The following is a 15,920-nucleotide window of genomic DNA, read 5'->3' as shown; positions in this document are numbered from 1 at the left end:
GCATTAAAATACTAGGCATTTGCCGATGAAAGTAGTACAATATTCAACAGAGAATTATCCGTTAACTTATCTCAACGGACTTCTTGCAAATTTACAGGAGGGTCATTTTAATGGCAGAAAAAGAACATTACGTTAGAACAAAGCCACACGTAAACATTGGTACTATCGGTCACGTTGACCACGGTAAGACTACTTTAACTGCGGCTATTACTACTGTTTTGGCTGAAAAGGGATTAGCACAAGCTGAAGATTACTCACAAATCGATGCTGCCCCAGAAGAAAAGGAACGTGGTATTACTATTAATACCGCCCACGTAGAATACGAAACTGAAAATCGTCACTACGCTCACATGGACGCTCCAGGTCACGCTGACTACATCAAGAACATGATTACTGGTGCTGCTCAAATGGACGGTGCTATCTTAGTTGTAGCTGCAACTGATGGTCCTATGCCACAAACTCGTGAACACATTTTGCTTGCTCGTCAAGTTGGTGTTAACTACATCGTTGTATTCTTAAACAAGTGTGATTTAGTTGACGACCCAGAACTTATCGACTTAGTTGAAATGGAAGTTCGTGACTTGTTAACTGAATACGATTACCCAGGTGACGATATTCCTGTTGTTCGTGGTTCAGCTTTGAAGGCTTTACAAGGCGACAAGGAAGCTCAAGAACAAATCTTGAAGCTTATGGATATCGTTGACGAATACATCCCAACTCCAGAACGTCAAACTGACAAGCCATTCTTAATGCCAGTTGAAGACGTATTCACTATCACTGGTCGTGGTACTGTTGCTTCTGGTCGTATCGACCGTGGTACTGTTAAGGTCGGTGATGAAGTTGAAATCGTTGGTTTGGTAGAAGACGTTAAGAAGTCAGTTGTTACTGGTTTGGAAATGTTCCACAAGACTTTAGACTTGGGTGAAGCCGGAGACAACGTTGGTGTATTGCTTCGTGGTGTTGACCGTGATGAAGTTGTTCGTGGTCAAGTATTGGCTGCACCTGGTTCAATCCAAACTCACCGTAAGTTTAAGGGCCAAGTTTATGTATTGAAGAAGGAAGAAGGCGGCCGTCACACCCCATTCTTCTCAGACTACCGTCCACAATTCTACTTCCACACCACTGATATTACTGGTGAAATTGAATTGCCAGAAGGTACTGAAATGGTTATGCCTGGTGATAACACAGAATTTACTGTTACTTTGATCAAGCCAGCTGCCATCGAAAAGGGTACTAAGTTCACCATCCGTGAAGGTGGTCGTACCGTTGGTGCCGGTCAGGTTACTGAAATCCTTGACTAATTTCTAACGATATAGTTAAAAAGATGCACTTTCTTCATGGAAAGTGCATTTTTTTGCTTCTATATTTGTTTTTTGTTAAGGTTTAAGGTAAGATAACTTAGTATGCAAGAAGCAAACTCAAAATGACATTGGAGGTATTTAATTAATGTCTGTTAAATGGGAAAAGACCGGAAAGACTACCGGTGAACTTACTTTTGATATTTCACAAGATGAAATCAAAACTGGCTTAGATCAAGCCTTTAAGAGAGTAAAGAAGAATTTACGTGTTCCTGGTTTTAGAAAAGGCCACGTATCTCGTGTTATTTTTGATCAATACTACGGTGAAGAAGCATTATATGAAGATGCTTTAAACATGGTATTGCCTACTGTATATGCAGCAGCTGTTAAGGAAGCTGGCATTAAGGCTGTTGGTCAACCTAGAATTGAACCAGTTTCAATGGATAAAGGTAAAGACTGGACTATGAAGGCTACTGTTTCAGTTGAACCAGAAGTTGAATTAGGTGACTACAAGGGTATCGAAGTTCCAAAGCAAAACACTCGTGTTTACGCTAAGGATATTGATGCTGAACTTGACAAGCGTCGTGAACAAAATGCTGAACTTGTTCTTAAGAAGGGTAAGGCTGAAAAGGGCGACACTGTAACTATTGATTACAAGGGTACTATTGATGGCAAGCCATTTGATGGTGGTTCCGCAGATAACTACTCACTTGAATTAGGTTCAGGTACTTTCATTCCTGGTTTTGAAGATCAACTTATTGGTCACGAAGCAGGCGATGATGTTGACGTTGTAGTAACTTTCCCTGAAGATTACGGTGCAAAAGATTTAGCTGGTAAGGAAGCTCATTTTGCAACTAAGATTCATGAAGTTAAATCAAAGCAACTTCCAGAATTAGACGATGAATTTGCTAAGGACGTTGATGATTCAGTTGAAACTCTTGATGAATTAAAAGACAAGATCAAGAAAGACTTGAAGGAACAAAAGGAAGAAGCTGCTAAGGATGCTATCCAACAAGCTGCAATCGAAGGCGCTGTAGACAACGCTAAGATTGATGAAATTCCTGATGCAATGATCCAAGACGATGTTAATACTCAATTAAACCAATACTTGGGTAATATGCAACGTCAAGGTATCGATCCACAAACTTACTACAAGTTGACTAATACCAACGAACAACAATTACGCGCACAATTTGCTAAAGATGCAGCAGAACGTGTAAAGACTAACTTAGTTCTTGAAGCAATTGTTGCTGCAGAAGGTCTTGAAGCAACTAAAGAAGAAATGGATAAAGAAATTAAGGATCTTGCTAGTGAATACAACATGGACGAAAAGACTGTTCGTGCAACTTTGAGCGATGACATGTTGAGCCACGATATCACAGTACGTAAGGCAATGGATCTTATTACTGATGGTGCTAAGCAAGTTGCTAAGTCAAAGCTTAAGGATGACAAAGACGACAAGTCTGATAAGTAATCCATAAACTATTCTAATAAAAGAGGCAGCTGTTATTTGGCTGTCTTTTTTGCTATAATTGAGCAGATTTCTTTATTATTACCGTTTTTATGATAATCTTAAAATGGTAGATATTAGAGGGGGAATAATATGGCAACACAGTTTACAGATCAAGAAGAGATTAAATGCTCTTTTTGTGGTAAAACTCAAGATCAAGTCAAGAAAATGATTGCAGGTAATGGTGTATATATCTGTAATGAATGTGTTGATTTATCTAAAAAAATTATTGATGATGAATTGCGTGTCGATTCTCTTAAAAAAGCTCGTGACTTACCAAAACCAATGGAAATTAAGGAACAGCTTGATCAATATGTAATTGGTCAAGATCGCGCTAAACGAGTACTCTCAGTAGCCGTATATAATCACTATAAGCGGATTAGTCAAATGGATGTTGACTCTTCTACTGAGCTTCAAAAGTCAAATATTGCAATGATCGGACCTACGGGTTCTGGTAAAACTTATTTGGCTCAAACTTTAGCCCGTATTTTGAATGTTCCTTTTGCAATTGCTGATGCAACTACTTTAACTGAAGCAGGTTATGTTGGAGAAGACGTAGAAAATATTTTGCTTAAGCTCTTACAAAACGCTGATTATGATATTGAACGCGCTCAACGCGGTATCATTTACATTGATGAAATTGATAAGATTTCTAAGAAGTCAGAAAATGTTTCAATTACCCGAGATGTATCAGGGGAAGGCGTTCAACAATCCTTATTGAAGATTTTGGAAGGTACCATTGCGTCTGTTCCACCACAAGGGGGACGTAAGCATCCTCAACAAGAAATGATAAAGATGGATACTTCAAACATTCTCTTTATTGTGGGTGGGGCTTTTGACGGAATCGAACAAATTGTTAAAAACCGTTTAGGTAAGAAGACAATTGGATTTGGCGCTGAAAATCAATTGAATCAGATGGATGAAGATGACTGGACTCATCATTTAACTACCGGTGATTTGGTAAAATTTGGTATGATCCCTGAATTTATCGGGAGAATTCCAGTTATTACTACTTTGGATAAGCTTAATAGCAAGGATTTAGTAAGAGTACTTACTGAACCAAAGAATGCTTTGATTAAACAATATCAAAAGTTACTATCTCTTGATGGGGTAAATCTTAGATTTACTGATGGTGCTTTAAAGGCTATCGCTGATTTAGCTATTGAGCGTAATATGGGTGCACGTGGATTAAGAACTATCATTGAAAATTCAATGATGGACGTAATGTACAGGACTCCTAGTGAAGATGATATTGAAAAGGTTGAAATTACCAAGGATGTTATTACGCGTCATGCACAACCCAGAATTACGCGTAAAGATTCAGATAAGCAAACAACTAAGGTAACCGCAAATGATAATTAAAAATAGTGATTATGCAGTTAGTGCCGTAAGAGAAGATCAGTATCCAAAAGATAATTTGCCTGAGATTGCTTTAGCAGGTCGCTCAAACGTTGGAAAATCCAGCTTGATAAATACACTCCTAAAGAGAAAAAATCTTGCTAGAACGTCTTCTCAGCCCGGGAAAACGCAAACGCTAAATTTTTATATTGTTAATGAGGAATTTTATTTAGTAGATGTACCCGGATATGGTTATGCAAAAGTTTCTCAAAAACAACGAGAAGCTTTTGGTGAAATGATCCAAGATTATCTAGAAACGCGTCCTAACTTAAAAGGGCTGATTATTTTAGTCGATGCTCGTCATGAGCCTACAAAAGATGATATTGCCATGTATGATTATGCGCAATATTTGAACTTGCCAATTTTGGTAGTGTGCACCAAAATGGATAAAATTAAAAAGAGCCAAGTAAATAAGGTGCTATCAAATTTAAAAAAGCATCTGGACTTGAGTTATGAGAATGTTTCTGTCCTTACATTTAGTTCTGTGTCAAAATTGCACGTTAAAGAACTTGGAGATTGGATTGAGAAGCATTTAGAAGATTAAAAAAGAGAGGAATCACATTCCTCTCTTTTTTAGTTTGCGCTGAGATTATTAAAATGGGGCAAGTTTTGAATGAAGTTTTGATAGTCACTTTCTTCTTCAGTAGAAGTTATATTTATGCTTGAAAAATCACAATTATGTAAGTCAGTTTCACTAATTTCAATTTGATCTGTAAAGGTAGCATTCCCAATTAATTCGATCCAATAAGTATGATTTTCGTGATGGACAATTGTTTGAACTTTTCCACCCGGATTGTAAACGTCAATTGATTGATTAAAGAATCCTTTCTCCGGATGAGTCAAACAAAATGCCAAAGATGTGGCCGACATTCCAGTTCCGCAGGCATTTGTAAAACCTACTCCGCGCTCATAGGTACGTACAAAGAGCTTGTTTTTACCGAGGATTTGGGCAAAGTTGACATTGACTCCATCTGGGAAGTAAGGATTATCACCGTTTAAATATTTTCCAACTTCTTTTAAAATATTACTTTCAATTTGATTTTGATCCATAAAACTAATCAAATGGGGATTGGGAACGGCAATTGAAGTAAAACGTAGACCGGGATAAATTTCTGGTAAATATTGGTCAATGATGCGATTGTAACCTAAATTTTGGAAGGGAAGAGAGCTTTTATTAAAAGATACCGGAGAAATCTCGACTGCGAAGGCTTTTACTCCTTTAGCTAAATTATCAGGCTTACGAACACGTAAATTAGCATTCATGGTGTCTACTAAAAAGTTGTCTTGATTATATTTTTTGGATAAATAGCGAGCGACAGTTCTTAGTCCATTCCCACACATTGAGGCCTCACTACCATCGGTATTGATAACTCGCATTTGCGCTAAAGCTTGTGGCCGGGTAGGAGAATTAATTGCTAAAACACCATCGGCTCCATTTAAAATTCCTGATGAGGGATTAGTGATTTTTTTAGTGAATTCAACTAATTCTGTATCTGTAAGAGGAGTGGAAAGTTCTGTTTGATCTAGAATAAAAAAATGGTTTTGAGAGCCGTGCACTTTATATAAAGTTGACATGTAAAGAATCCTTTCTAGAAAAATTGTTTGTAAATTGTTTTAACTACTTGATCAGCTTCTTCTTTCTTGGTTCCAATCATGATTGAAATTTGTGAAGCGCCTTGGTTGATCATTTGAGGTGAAATATCCTCTTTGTTTAGGGAGGCCAGGATTTGTGAACTAATTCCATGTTCATATTTCATCCCTTCGCCGACGATCATAATAATGGCATAATCATCAATCCATTCAAGTTGATCGGGATTAATTAAAGACTGAATTTCGTTACAAATTAAATCAATTAATTGATCATTTAAAAACTGGCGATTAAAGATAATTGTGATATCGTCGATCCCAGAAGGCATATGTTCGTAAGGAATATTATGCTTATAAAGAATTTGTAAGATACGTAAAGTAAAGCCGGCTTCTTTATTGAGCAAATATTTATGCAAATAAAGAGCAGAGAAGTGTTTTTGACTCGCTACTCCTGTAATAGGATTAAGAGGCTTAAATCGCTTGTCAGGGACAATCATGGTACCAGGATTTTGAGGATCATGAGTATTTTTGACGTTAATTGGAACTTCCCCTTCAATGGCTGGAATTAAAGCTTCATCATGGAAAACAGAAAATCCCGCATATGACAATTCACGCATTTCGCGGTAAGTCATGGTCTTTATAGATTGAGGATGATCAATAATAGCTGGATTAGCTGCGAAGATTCCATTGACATCTGTAAAGTTTTCATATAGGTCTGCATGCAATCCCTTAGCTAAAATTGCCCCGGTGATATCCGAACCTCCTCGAGAAAAAGTGGCGATATGGCCAGAAGGTGTAATACCAAAAAAGCCTGGAAAGATGACATGTTCATCAGAATCTATTTTAATTTTATCAAGATTGAGGTAGGTCTCAGGACTCACAATCGCATCATTAGGTTCACCAGTAACGGTTAAACCGGCTTCATGAGGATCTAAAAACTTAGTTTTAATTCCTTTTTGATTTAAAATCATTGCAATTAATCGTGCATTTAATCGTTCGCCATGAGCTTTAAATGCGGCAATTAGATAATCATCAGTTGGATAAGAAGATTCGGGTAAAGAAAGTAGAATATCTTTAATTATGTTAAGTTGAGTCTCATCTAATCCAAAAAAATGACCAATTTCTTGATAGCGACTATAAATTTCGTCAACTATTTTTGAATAGTTTTGATGATTTAGGACAGTTTTTGCATATTTAATTAAAAGATCTGTAACTTTAATATCCGAGCTATTTCTTTTACCAGGAGCTGAGACAACCATTACTTGTCGAGATGGGTCAGCTAAAATAATCTCAAGTGCTTGATTCACACTAGTGCCGGTGGCTAGCGAACTACCACCAAATTTTACTACTCTCATATCAGTACTTCCTTTTAGTTTAATTAAAGCTGCAAGTAAATGTGCTTTAATTAAAAGATTTTAATTGAAGTTTAACATTAATTTTCAAACTTGCAATAAAAATTAAAAAATCATGTAAAACTATTGACTCTGTTTTTAATAAAATATACAATTTAGTCAAATTCGAAGAGGCGCAACTGACAAAAGTAGCAATTAGGAGTTTAGGCAAAACTATGATGAATTGTGAAAGGGGAAGTTGCCGAAGTGATAATATGAGGCCAAGTATTATTTGCTGGGATGCAATTTAAGAGATTGTAAACTGTCGCGAAAATTAAGATTCGCGGAGCGCTATCGATCATAAGATTAAAAATAATTTAATCCGTTGTTTGTTGAGCGCAGACAATGGATTTTTTATTAGCGCTTCTATTTTTTAGAAATGCAGGCAAAATATGAATTCACAAATTACTAATCAGATTAATCAAGCAGGTCATTTAACTATTGGAGGAATGGATAGTCTTGAGCTAGCTAAAGAATATGGGACTCCTTTAGTTGTATATGATGTTAGTCAAATTCGTCATCAAATTCGCGCTTTTAAAAAGGTGTTTGAAGAAGAACAAGTTAATTATGCAGTGAGTTATGCAAGTAAAGCTTTCGCTTCAATTGCAATGTATCAAGTTGCCAATGAGGAGGGAGCTTATACCGATGTTGTGTCTGCAGGTGAGCTTTATACAGCTATGAAGGCCAATTTCCCAATAGAGCGGGTTAGTTTTCATGGCAATAATAAATCAAAAGAAGAGCTTGAAATGGCTGTTAAAAACCATGTTGGCAAAATTATGATTGATAATTTCTATGAGATTGATTTACTTAGTCAGGTTCTTGAAGAACAAGATAGTGAGATCAACGTGATGCTTAGAATCACGCCGGGCATTTCAGCTCACACTCATGAATATGATCAAACTGGTCAAGTAGATAGCAAATTTGGTTTTGATCTAGATTCTGGTCAAGCAGACAAAGCTTTACAAGAAGTTTTGAAAAATCAAAGAATGCATATGTTAGGGATTCATGCCCATATTGGTTCACAAATTTTTGAACTTAATGGTTTTGAAATGGCGGCAGCTAAATTGGTTGATGTTGCAGCATCTTGGAGAAAAAATTATGATTATACAGCTCAAATAATCAATGTCGGTGGTGGTTTTGGAATTAAATATGTTCAAGAAGATCATCCTCTAAAGCCAGAAGAATTTGTAAAAGTCATTGTGAAAACAATTAAAGATGAAGCAACTAAACATAATTTTCCCATTCCTGAAATTGATATTGAACCTGGGCGCTCCATTGTAGGACCAGCAGGGTACAATCTCTACAAAGTAGGAAGCATGAAAGAAATTCCCGGCTTAGTTCCTTATGTTGCTGTTGATGGAGGGATGGGAGACAACATTCGTCCAGCTCTTTACCAAGCAAAATATGAAACAGTTTTAGCTAACGATCCACAAAGAAAGGCTAGTCAAGAATTTCATGTGGCTGGTAAATATTGCGAATCGGGCGATATTTTAGCAGATGCTAAGTTACCTTCGTTAAAAGCAGGTGACATTTTGGCCATGCTTGATACTGGTGCTTATGGGTACTCAATGGCTTCAAATTATAATCGTAATCCTCGTCCCGCTGTCGTTTTTGCAGAAAATGGGAAAGCACAAGTAGTAGTTAAAAGAGAATCCTTAGAAGATTTAATTCATTTAGACCAAGATTACAATATTTAATGTAGAAAAGAGATAAAAATGTCAAAGTTAGATGCTCAAAGTATTATTAATTATATTGGAAATGCTCCTAAAAAAATGCCAGTCAAAGTTTATCTTAAAGGAGATTTGGAAAATCTTGACTTTCCAGAAGAGATTCAAGATTTTGTCAATGCTGAAAGTGGCGTGATTTTTGGAGATTGGCAAGTAATAAAAGAATTTTTAGCAAACCATTCGCAAGAGATTGAAGATTATCATGTCGAAAACGATGCCCGTAATTCTGCCGTACCTTTACTGGATTTAAAAGAAATCAATGCTCGTATTGAGCCAGGAGCTTTGATTAGAGATCATGTCGTAATCGGTAATAATGCAGTAATTATGATGGGAGCAGTGATTAATATTGGTGCCGAAATTGGTGATGATTCTATGATTGATATGGGTGCTGTCTTAGGAGGACGTGCTATTGTAGGAAAGCATTGCCACGTGGGTGCCAATGCAGTTTTAGCAGGCGTAATTGAACCTGCTTCTGCGGAACCAGTAAGAATTGATGATAATGTTTTAATTGGTGCTAATGCAGTAGTAATTGAAGGCGTTCATGTTGGTGAAGGTGCTGTAATTGCGGCAGGGGCAATTGTAACTCATGATGTAGCTCCTTATACTGTGGTGGCAGGTGTGCCAGCTAAAGTTATTAAAAAAGTTGATCAAAAAACCGAAAGCAAAACTGGTTTAGAAGATAATTTAAGAAAGATATAGCGATGATTTTAACAAAAGAAGAACTTATTCAGATTAGGCGTCATTTACATCAAATTCCGGAATTAGCTCTTAAAGAATTTAAAACTCATGATTATCTTTTAAATATTATCAAGAGCTTTAATCAAGATTATTTAAAAATCGAAGTGCCACAATCGCTTCCAACTGCCATTTTAGTATTGGTAAAAGGTAAAAATCCTCAAAGAACTATTGGTTATCGTGCAGATATTGATGCTTTACCGGTTAATGAAAAAACTAATCTTCCATATGCTTCTAAAAATCCTAATGTAATGCATGCGTGCGGACATGATATTCATATGACAGTTGCTTTAGGACTTTTAAACTATTTTAGTGAGAATCAACCTCAAGATAATTTATTGTTTTTCTTTCAGCCGGCTGAAGAAAGTGAAAGTGGCGGTAGACAAGCCTATGAAAAAGGAATTTTTCATGATGAGTTTAAACCGGATGAATTTTATGGTCTACATGACAATCCAGCTTTGCCAGCAGGTGCAATTGGTTGCCGAATGGGAACTTTGTTTGCAGGAACCACTGAGGTAAATATTGACATTACTGGTAAAAGTGGTCATGCTGCTTTTCCGCAAAATGCTAATGATACGGTTGTGGCAACAGCTAGTTTAATTATGCAAATTCAAACTATTATTTCTAGAAGTATCGATCCCATTCAAAGTGGGGTAGTAACTTTAGGAAAAGTAAAAGCGGGTACAATTCGAAATGTAATTGCAGGTCATGCCAGAATTGAGGGAACAATTCGGGGATTAACTCAAAAAATGATTGTTCAAATTGATCAACGCTTAAAAGATATTTGTGAAGGTATTGCTCGTAGCTATAATTTGGATGTTGAATTGCAGCTGAATCAAGGAGGCTACTGGCCTGTTGAAAATAATCCTGAATTAACTAAGCAATTTATTTCGTATATGAAAAATAATCCTCAAGTCAACTATGTTGAAACAGCGCCAGCAATGACGGGAGAAGATTTTGGATTTTTATTAGCTAAATTCCCTGGAGTAATGTTTTGGTTAGGAGTAGAAGATAACTCCGAACTTCATTCGGCAACGTTAACACCTAATGAAAGTAGTATTATACGAGGTATAGAGGCTATTAAAGGATTCTTGATTTATAGAATGGAGAAATGAAATTGACAAGATTAATTGATACTGATTTATTAACGGCACTTGTAACTCCTTTTGATGAAAATGAAGAAATCGATTATGACAGTTTGAAGAAGTTAACTAATTATTTGATTAGTCAAGGAACTAATGGCTTTGTAATTGGAGGTACAACGGGTGAGACACCAACTTTGTCTCATGATGAAAAAATTGAGCTCTATACTAAATTTGGCGAAATTGTAAATGGCCGTGTTCCAGTGATTGCTGGAACTGGAAGCAATAACACTGCAGAAACAATTGCATTTACTAATGAAGTAGCAAAAATTAAAGGAATTGATTATGCCTTAGTTGTTGTTCCCCCTTATAACAAGCCAAATCAGCGTAGTATGGTAGCTCACTTTACTGCAGTAGCCGAGAATGTTGATCTTCCAATCTTGATTTACAACATTCCAGGACGTGTTGGAGTCAAAATGAATCAGGAAACAGTGGTTCAACTCTCTCATATTGAAAATATTAAAGGAATTAAGCAATGTGCTAGCTTAGAGGAATTGGAATACATTATTGATCATAAGGATAATGACTTCCAAGTCTTTACTGGTGAGGATAGTCAAGCTTTAACTGCGCGTTTGCTTGGGGCCAATGGAGTTGTATCAGTGGCTTCACACATTTATTCTAAGCAAATGCGTGAAATGTATGATGATTTATATGCAGGTAACTATCCTGAGGCTGCTCGCTTGCAACGATGGTTAACTCCAAGAATGGCTGCATTATTTATGTATCCATCCCCATCGCCAGTTAAAGCAGTTTTAAATGCACAGGGATTTGAGACTGGTGGTTGTCGTTTGCCATTAGTAAGTTTAAATGAAGAAGAAAAAGTAACCTTAGCACAACATTTAGGCTTAAAAGATGATGCTTTAATGCACGAATTACCACTAGATTTAGGAAAAGAAGTGGAAGAAAATGACTAAAAAGGTTTTAATTGCTGGTTTTGCAGGTGCCATGGGGCAAAAGGCAGTGAACTTAGTAAATAACATGGCCGATTTTGAAATTGTAGCAGGTCTTAGTCCACATGCTAATCATGATCCTGAAGAATATCATCTTCCTAAGACTGCTCAAATTTTTAATCAATTAAGCGATATTCCTGAAAATATTGCCGATATTTGGATTGACTTCACTACTCCTAATGCAGTTTATGAAAATGTAAAGTATGCAATTTTGCATCATATTTCACCAATTGTGGGCACGACTGGTTTAAATGATGAACAAGTGGCAAAACTAAAGAACTTAGCTAAAAAAGAACAAGTGGGAGGGTTAATTGCTTCTAATTTTGGAATGTCTGCAGTCTTACTGATGAAATTTGCAAAAGAAGCTGCAAAATATTTTCCAGATGTTGAAATTATTGAAATGCACCATGCTGATAAGAAAGATGCTCCCTCTGGAACGGCTTTAAGCACGGCAAAATTAATTGCGGAAAATCGGCCAAAACATGAGACTGCTCCTAATGAAGTTGAAAGCTTAGCTCATGTTCGTGGTGGAGATTATGAAGGAATTAAGATCCATTCTGTTCGCCTTCCAGGTTACATTGCTCATGAACAAGTTTTGTTCGGCGGTAAGGGGGAAGCTTTAACTATTCGACAAGATTCGTTTGATCGTGAATCATTTATGAGCGGGGTTAAAGTAGCCCTTAAAAAAGTTGATTCTTTACATGAATTGATAGTTGGATTAGAAAACATTTTATAGATTGTGAGGCCAAAAATGCCAGAATTAGCTGATAATCTTCATTTTAGTGAAAAGGTTGAAAACTTAAAGCCATCAGGAATTCGGATTTTTGATAATAAAGTTTCAGAAATTCCAAACATTATTAAGTTGACTTTAGGTGAACCAGATTTAAATACACCTGAACATGTAAAAAAAGCGGCTGTTAAAAGTATTGAGGAAAATGATTCTCATTATGCTCCTCAAAAAGGAAAGAAAGAGCTTCTAGAGGCTATTAGTCGTTTTTTAGACAAAACAATTCACGTTAAATATGACCCTAAGAGTGAAATTGTAGCTACTGTCGGAGCTACAGAAGCAATTAATGCCGCTATTTTTGCTTTATTTAATCCTGAAGATAAAATCTTAGTTCCTACACCTGTTTTTTCACTTTATTGGCCAGTTGCTAATTTAGCTGGAGTTCAATATTCTTTAGTGAATACAGCAAGCGATAACTTTAAACTTACTGCCGAAAAGTTAGAAGACGTAGTAAAAAATGATCCAACTATTAAAGGATTAATTTTCAACTATCCGACTAATCCAACTGGAGTTGAATATAGTCATGAAGAAATCAAGCAACTAGCTAAAATAGTCGAAAAATACAATCTTTATGTGATCACTGATGAAATTTACAGTTCATTAACTTATGGTGTTGAGCATTATTCAATTGCTACTGAAATTCCAGAGAGAACTTTATATATTTCTGGTTTATCCAAATCTCATGCAATGACGGGTTACCGTTTAGGCTATATTGCAGGGCCAAAAAAGGTAATGGATCAAATCAGTAAGGTTCACGGCTTAATGGTTACTACCACTACTGATTCCTCTCAAGCTGCGGCGATTGAAGCTCTTACTAATGGAATTGATGATTCAGAAGAGTATAAAAAAAATTATCAAAAAAGACGTGACTTTGTAGTAAATGAATTAAGCAAAATGGGCGTTGAGTTTGTTAAACCCCAAGGCGCATTTTATATTTTTGCAAAAATTCCAGAAAAATATGGAACCGATGATATGCAATTTGCACTAGATTTAGCTTTTAAGAAAAAAGTTGGAGTTACTCCAGGAAGTGCATTTGGACCTGGTGGAGAAGGTTATATTAGATTATCCTATGCCTCATCCAATGAGGCTTTGCAAGTTGCATTAAAGAGAATGGGCGAGTTTTTAAAAGAAGGTAATGAACAATGAGTAAGGAATATAATGTTGCAATTTTAGGTGCTACTGGTGCAGTTGGTAGAAGAATGATTGACCAATTAGCTAAGTCAACGATTCCGGTTAAAAGCGTGAAGCTGCTTGCTTCATCACGTTCAGCGGGCACGCATCTTAAGTTTCGGGATCAAGATTTAGTAGTTGAAGAAACTACTCCTGATTCTTTTGATGGTGTTGATTTAGTGTTGTCTTCAGCTGGTGGAAGTGTATCAAAGAAGTTTTTACCAGAAGCAGTTAAAAGAGGGGCCGTCTGTGTAGATAACACCAGTGCTTTTAGAATGGATGAAGATGTGCCTTTAGTAGTACCTGAAGTTAATCCGGAAGCTTTAAAGAATCATCACGGTATTATTGCTAATCCAAATTGTTCCACTATTCAGATGGTGATGGCGCTAGAACCAGTTCGCAGAAAGTTTGGCTTAAAGCAAATTATTGTTTCAACTTATCAAGCAGCTTCTGGTGCAGGCCAAGCCGCAATCGATGAACTTAAGAAAGAATCACAAGCCTACTTAGATGGTAAGAATATGCAAGAAGATGCACATATTTTGCCAACTAAAGGTGATAAAAAGCATTATCCTTTAGCATTTAATTTGCTTCCTCAAATTGATGTTTTAGAAGATAGTGGTTATTCTCATGAAGAATGGAAAATGATTCACGAGACTAAGAAGATTATGCTCAATGATATGAATTCTAAGGATATTAAGGTTACTGCAACTTGTGTGCGTGTACCTGTGCCCATCGCTCATGGGGAAAGTGTTTATTTCACTGTGGAAGATGAATCAGCTACTGCGCAAGATATTATGGATGTGATTGCGGATTTCCCAGGGGATGTATTGCAAGATGATATTAAAAATCAAATTTATCCTCAACCAATTAATGCAGAGGGTTCACGTGATACCTTTGTGGGAAGAATTCGCCCCGATTATGAAAACCCAGGAGCCTTTAATATGTGGGTTGTCTCCGATAACTTATTAAAAGGCGCTGCTTGGAATACTGTAGAAAATGCAGAGTATTTGGTAAAGATGGGTTTGATTTAGAGAAGGTATTAATAAAAGCTAACTAAAAGCGTAGAAGATACGACATTATTTTAACTGATGCTTATTGATATACTCTTTCTAAGAATAGCTATAAGACTAGAGTTGGTAGAGTATCAAGTTATTTAAAGTACTAAAGAAGTACTGATTTAAATATTATATTTTGCGCCACCCTTATGAGTAAGTGGTACAACAGATGCGTAAAGAAGTTAAGATCTTCTTTTTTCATCTTGATGAGTAATAACAATTTAAATAGACGCATGCTAGAGATTGGCTCTGGGGCTTTAAGAATGGTTTTGAGGGCAGACATCGTCATCATCATTCATGGAGAGATCGAGATTAATTGAGTAAAAAGGGATGGAACTACGTTCCATCCCTTTTTACTTAATTAATAAATGGAGAATTTTATGAAAATAATTAAATCTGTATTTAAATGGGTAGGAATAATAATTTGGCTATTTTTGATCTTTGTTTTCATGCAAGTTCCTGCTGTTGAAAGTACACCAGTTTATTCAATAAATAGCCAACAACAATTTATTGAAGCTTTCAAACATGTAAACATACCTCATAATATATTTATGATGATTATTTTTGTGCTACTTACCTTTGTGATGGAATGGCTCGTTTGTGTATGGCTTAAGAATAAATTGGACTTCTCAAAAAAATTAAAACAAAAATATTTGATTTTAGCTATAGTAGCAGGTATATTTAGCTTTATTTTGGATATATTAACAATGCCTTCTGCTTTTTCAAACGCAAATCATCCGGATGTATTTACTGAAACACTAAAAACACCGTTAGGAGTAATATTAATTCTAGATTTAATTTTAATTGCACCAACATTAGAAGAGTTATTATTTCAAGCAAGTATTCAAAAAGGTGTTTTTAAGAATTTAAATTCTTGGGTAGCAATTATTCTAACAGCATTTATTTTTGCCGGTGCACATAATATAACTCTAAATGTAGCTTTTCTTAACAGATTTTTATCAGGAATAGCATTTGGATATGTTTATCAAAAAACGAATGACATAAAAATGCCAATATTAAGTCATAGTATATCTAATTTTTTACCGCTAATAATATGTTGTATTCAAGCTTGGACTTAAAAGCAGGAGTAATAAATGATAAATAAAGATTATGTTGCACATTGTCCAATGAAGAACAGGAATTAAAATAACTTAATAGTATTTACTCATC

At 36.0% G+C, this 15,920-nt stretch carries 14 protein-coding genes and 1 riboswitch; of the genes, 12 read left to right on the top strand and 2 right to left on the bottom strand.

The window, feature by feature from the left end; translation table 11 throughout:
* Positions 1 to 110 precede the first annotated feature (110 nt).
* From tuf to yihA, 4 genes are all read left to right on the top strand, one after another.
* Complete coding sequence (tuf, locus tag KBW87_RS04635; protein ID WP_004042801.1) at positions 111 to 1,301, top strand: elongation factor Tu; 1,191 nt, start codon at positions 111 to 113, stop codon at positions 1,299 to 1,301.
* Between the two features lie 145 nt (positions 1,302 to 1,446).
* Positions 1,447 to 2,772: a trigger factor gene (gene tig, locus KBW87_RS04630; RefSeq protein WP_057809731.1), complete on the top strand. Its 1,326-nt coding sequence runs from the start codon at positions 1,447 to 1,449 to the stop codon at positions 2,770 to 2,772.
* Between the two features lie 129 nt (positions 2,773 to 2,901).
* Positions 2,902 to 4,170: an ATP-dependent Clp protease ATP-binding subunit ClpX gene (clpX, locus tag KBW87_RS04625; RefSeq protein WP_057809733.1), complete on the top strand. Its 1,269-nt coding sequence runs from the start codon at positions 2,902 to 2,904 to the stop codon at positions 4,168 to 4,170.
* Entirely contained in the window at positions 4,160 to 4,750 is a 591-nt protein-coding gene (gene yihA, locus KBW87_RS04620) for a ribosome biogenesis GTP-binding protein YihA/YsxC (protein WP_057809735.1), read from the top strand. The genes clpX and yihA overlap by 11 nt, the downstream gene beginning before the upstream one ends.
* A gap of 29 nt (positions 4,751 to 4,779) precedes the next feature.
* On the opposite strand, the gene dapF is transcribed toward yihA, so the two are convergent.
* Together dapF and KBW87_RS04610 are read right to left on the bottom strand one after the other, a co-directional pair.
* Positions 4,780 to 5,781 (bottom strand): diaminopimelate epimerase, encoded by a 1,002-nt coding sequence (gene dapF, locus KBW87_RS04615; RefSeq protein WP_057809737.1) that lies wholly within the window; start codon positions 5,779 to 5,781, stop codon positions 4,780 to 4,782.
* A 14-nt stretch (positions 5,782 to 5,795) separates the two neighbouring features.
* Positions 5,796 to 7,148: an aspartate kinase gene (locus KBW87_RS04610; RefSeq protein ID WP_057809738.1), complete on the bottom strand. Its 1,353-nt coding sequence runs from the start codon at positions 7,146 to 7,148 to the stop codon at positions 5,796 to 5,798.
* 157 nt (positions 7,149 to 7,305) lie between these two features.
* Positions 7,306 to 7,487, top strand: a riboswitch (Lysine riboswitch).
* 89 nt (positions 7,488 to 7,576) lie between these two features.
* Here KBW87_RS04610 and lysA point away from each other — a divergent pair.
* The 8 genes from lysA (at position 7,577) to KBW87_RS04570 (ending at position 15,829) form a co-directional block, all read left to right on the top strand.
* On the top strand, positions 7,577 to 8,881 hold the full coding sequence (gene lysA, locus KBW87_RS04605) for a diaminopimelate decarboxylase (protein ID WP_057809740.1): 1,305 nt from the start codon (positions 7,577 to 7,579) through the stop codon (positions 8,879 to 8,881).
* A gap of 18 nt (positions 8,882 to 8,899) precedes the next feature.
* The gene (gene dapD / locus KBW87_RS04600; RefSeq protein WP_057809742.1) at positions 8,900 to 9,610 is read left to right on the top strand and encodes a 2,3,4,5-tetrahydropyridine-2,6-dicarboxylate N-acetyltransferase; all 711 of its coding nucleotides are present in this window, start codon (positions 8,900 to 8,902) and stop codon (positions 9,608 to 9,610) included.
* 2 nt (positions 9,611 to 9,612) lie between these two features.
* Complete coding sequence (locus KBW87_RS04595) at positions 9,613 to 10,761, top strand: N-acetyldiaminopimelate deacetylase (RefSeq protein ID WP_057809744.1); 1,149 nt, start codon at positions 9,613 to 9,615, stop codon at positions 10,759 to 10,761.
* A 2-nt stretch (positions 10,762 to 10,763) separates the two neighbouring features.
* Positions 10,764 to 11,702 (top strand): 4-hydroxy-tetrahydrodipicolinate synthase, encoded by a 939-nt coding sequence (dapA, locus tag KBW87_RS04590; RefSeq protein ID WP_083478847.1) that lies wholly within the window; start codon positions 10,764 to 10,766, stop codon positions 11,700 to 11,702.
* Entirely contained in the window at positions 11,695 to 12,474 is a 780-nt protein-coding gene (dapB, locus tag KBW87_RS04585) for a 4-hydroxy-tetrahydrodipicolinate reductase (protein WP_057809749.1), read from the top strand. Before dapA ends, dapB begins: the two co-directional genes overlap by 8 nt.
* 15 nt (positions 12,475 to 12,489) lie before the next feature.
* Positions 12,490 to 13,671 (top strand): aminotransferase class I/II-fold pyridoxal phosphate-dependent enzyme, encoded by a 1,182-nt coding sequence (locus KBW87_RS04580; RefSeq protein WP_057809756.1) that lies wholly within the window; start codon positions 12,490 to 12,492, stop codon positions 13,669 to 13,671.
* Positions 13,668 to 14,726: an aspartate-semialdehyde dehydrogenase gene (locus tag KBW87_RS04575; RefSeq protein WP_057809758.1), complete on the top strand. Its 1,059-nt coding sequence runs from the start codon at positions 13,668 to 13,670 to the stop codon at positions 14,724 to 14,726. Before KBW87_RS04580 ends, KBW87_RS04575 begins: the two co-directional genes overlap by 4 nt.
* Before the next feature lie 404 nt (positions 14,727 to 15,130).
* Positions 15,131 to 15,829, top strand: coding sequence for a CPBP family intramembrane glutamic endopeptidase (locus KBW87_RS04570; RefSeq protein WP_057809761.1), 699 nt, complete (start codon positions 15,131 to 15,133; stop codon positions 15,827 to 15,829).
* Positions 15,830 to 15,920: the final 91 nt, after the last annotated feature.

It is taken from the genome of Lactobacillus intestinalis (assembly GCF_024397795.1).
In the GTDB taxonomy this organism is placed as follows: Bacteria; Bacillota; Bacilli; order Lactobacillales; family Lactobacillaceae; genus Lactobacillus; species Lactobacillus intestinalis.
This window is presented reverse-complemented; position numbering and strand designations above follow the sequence as displayed.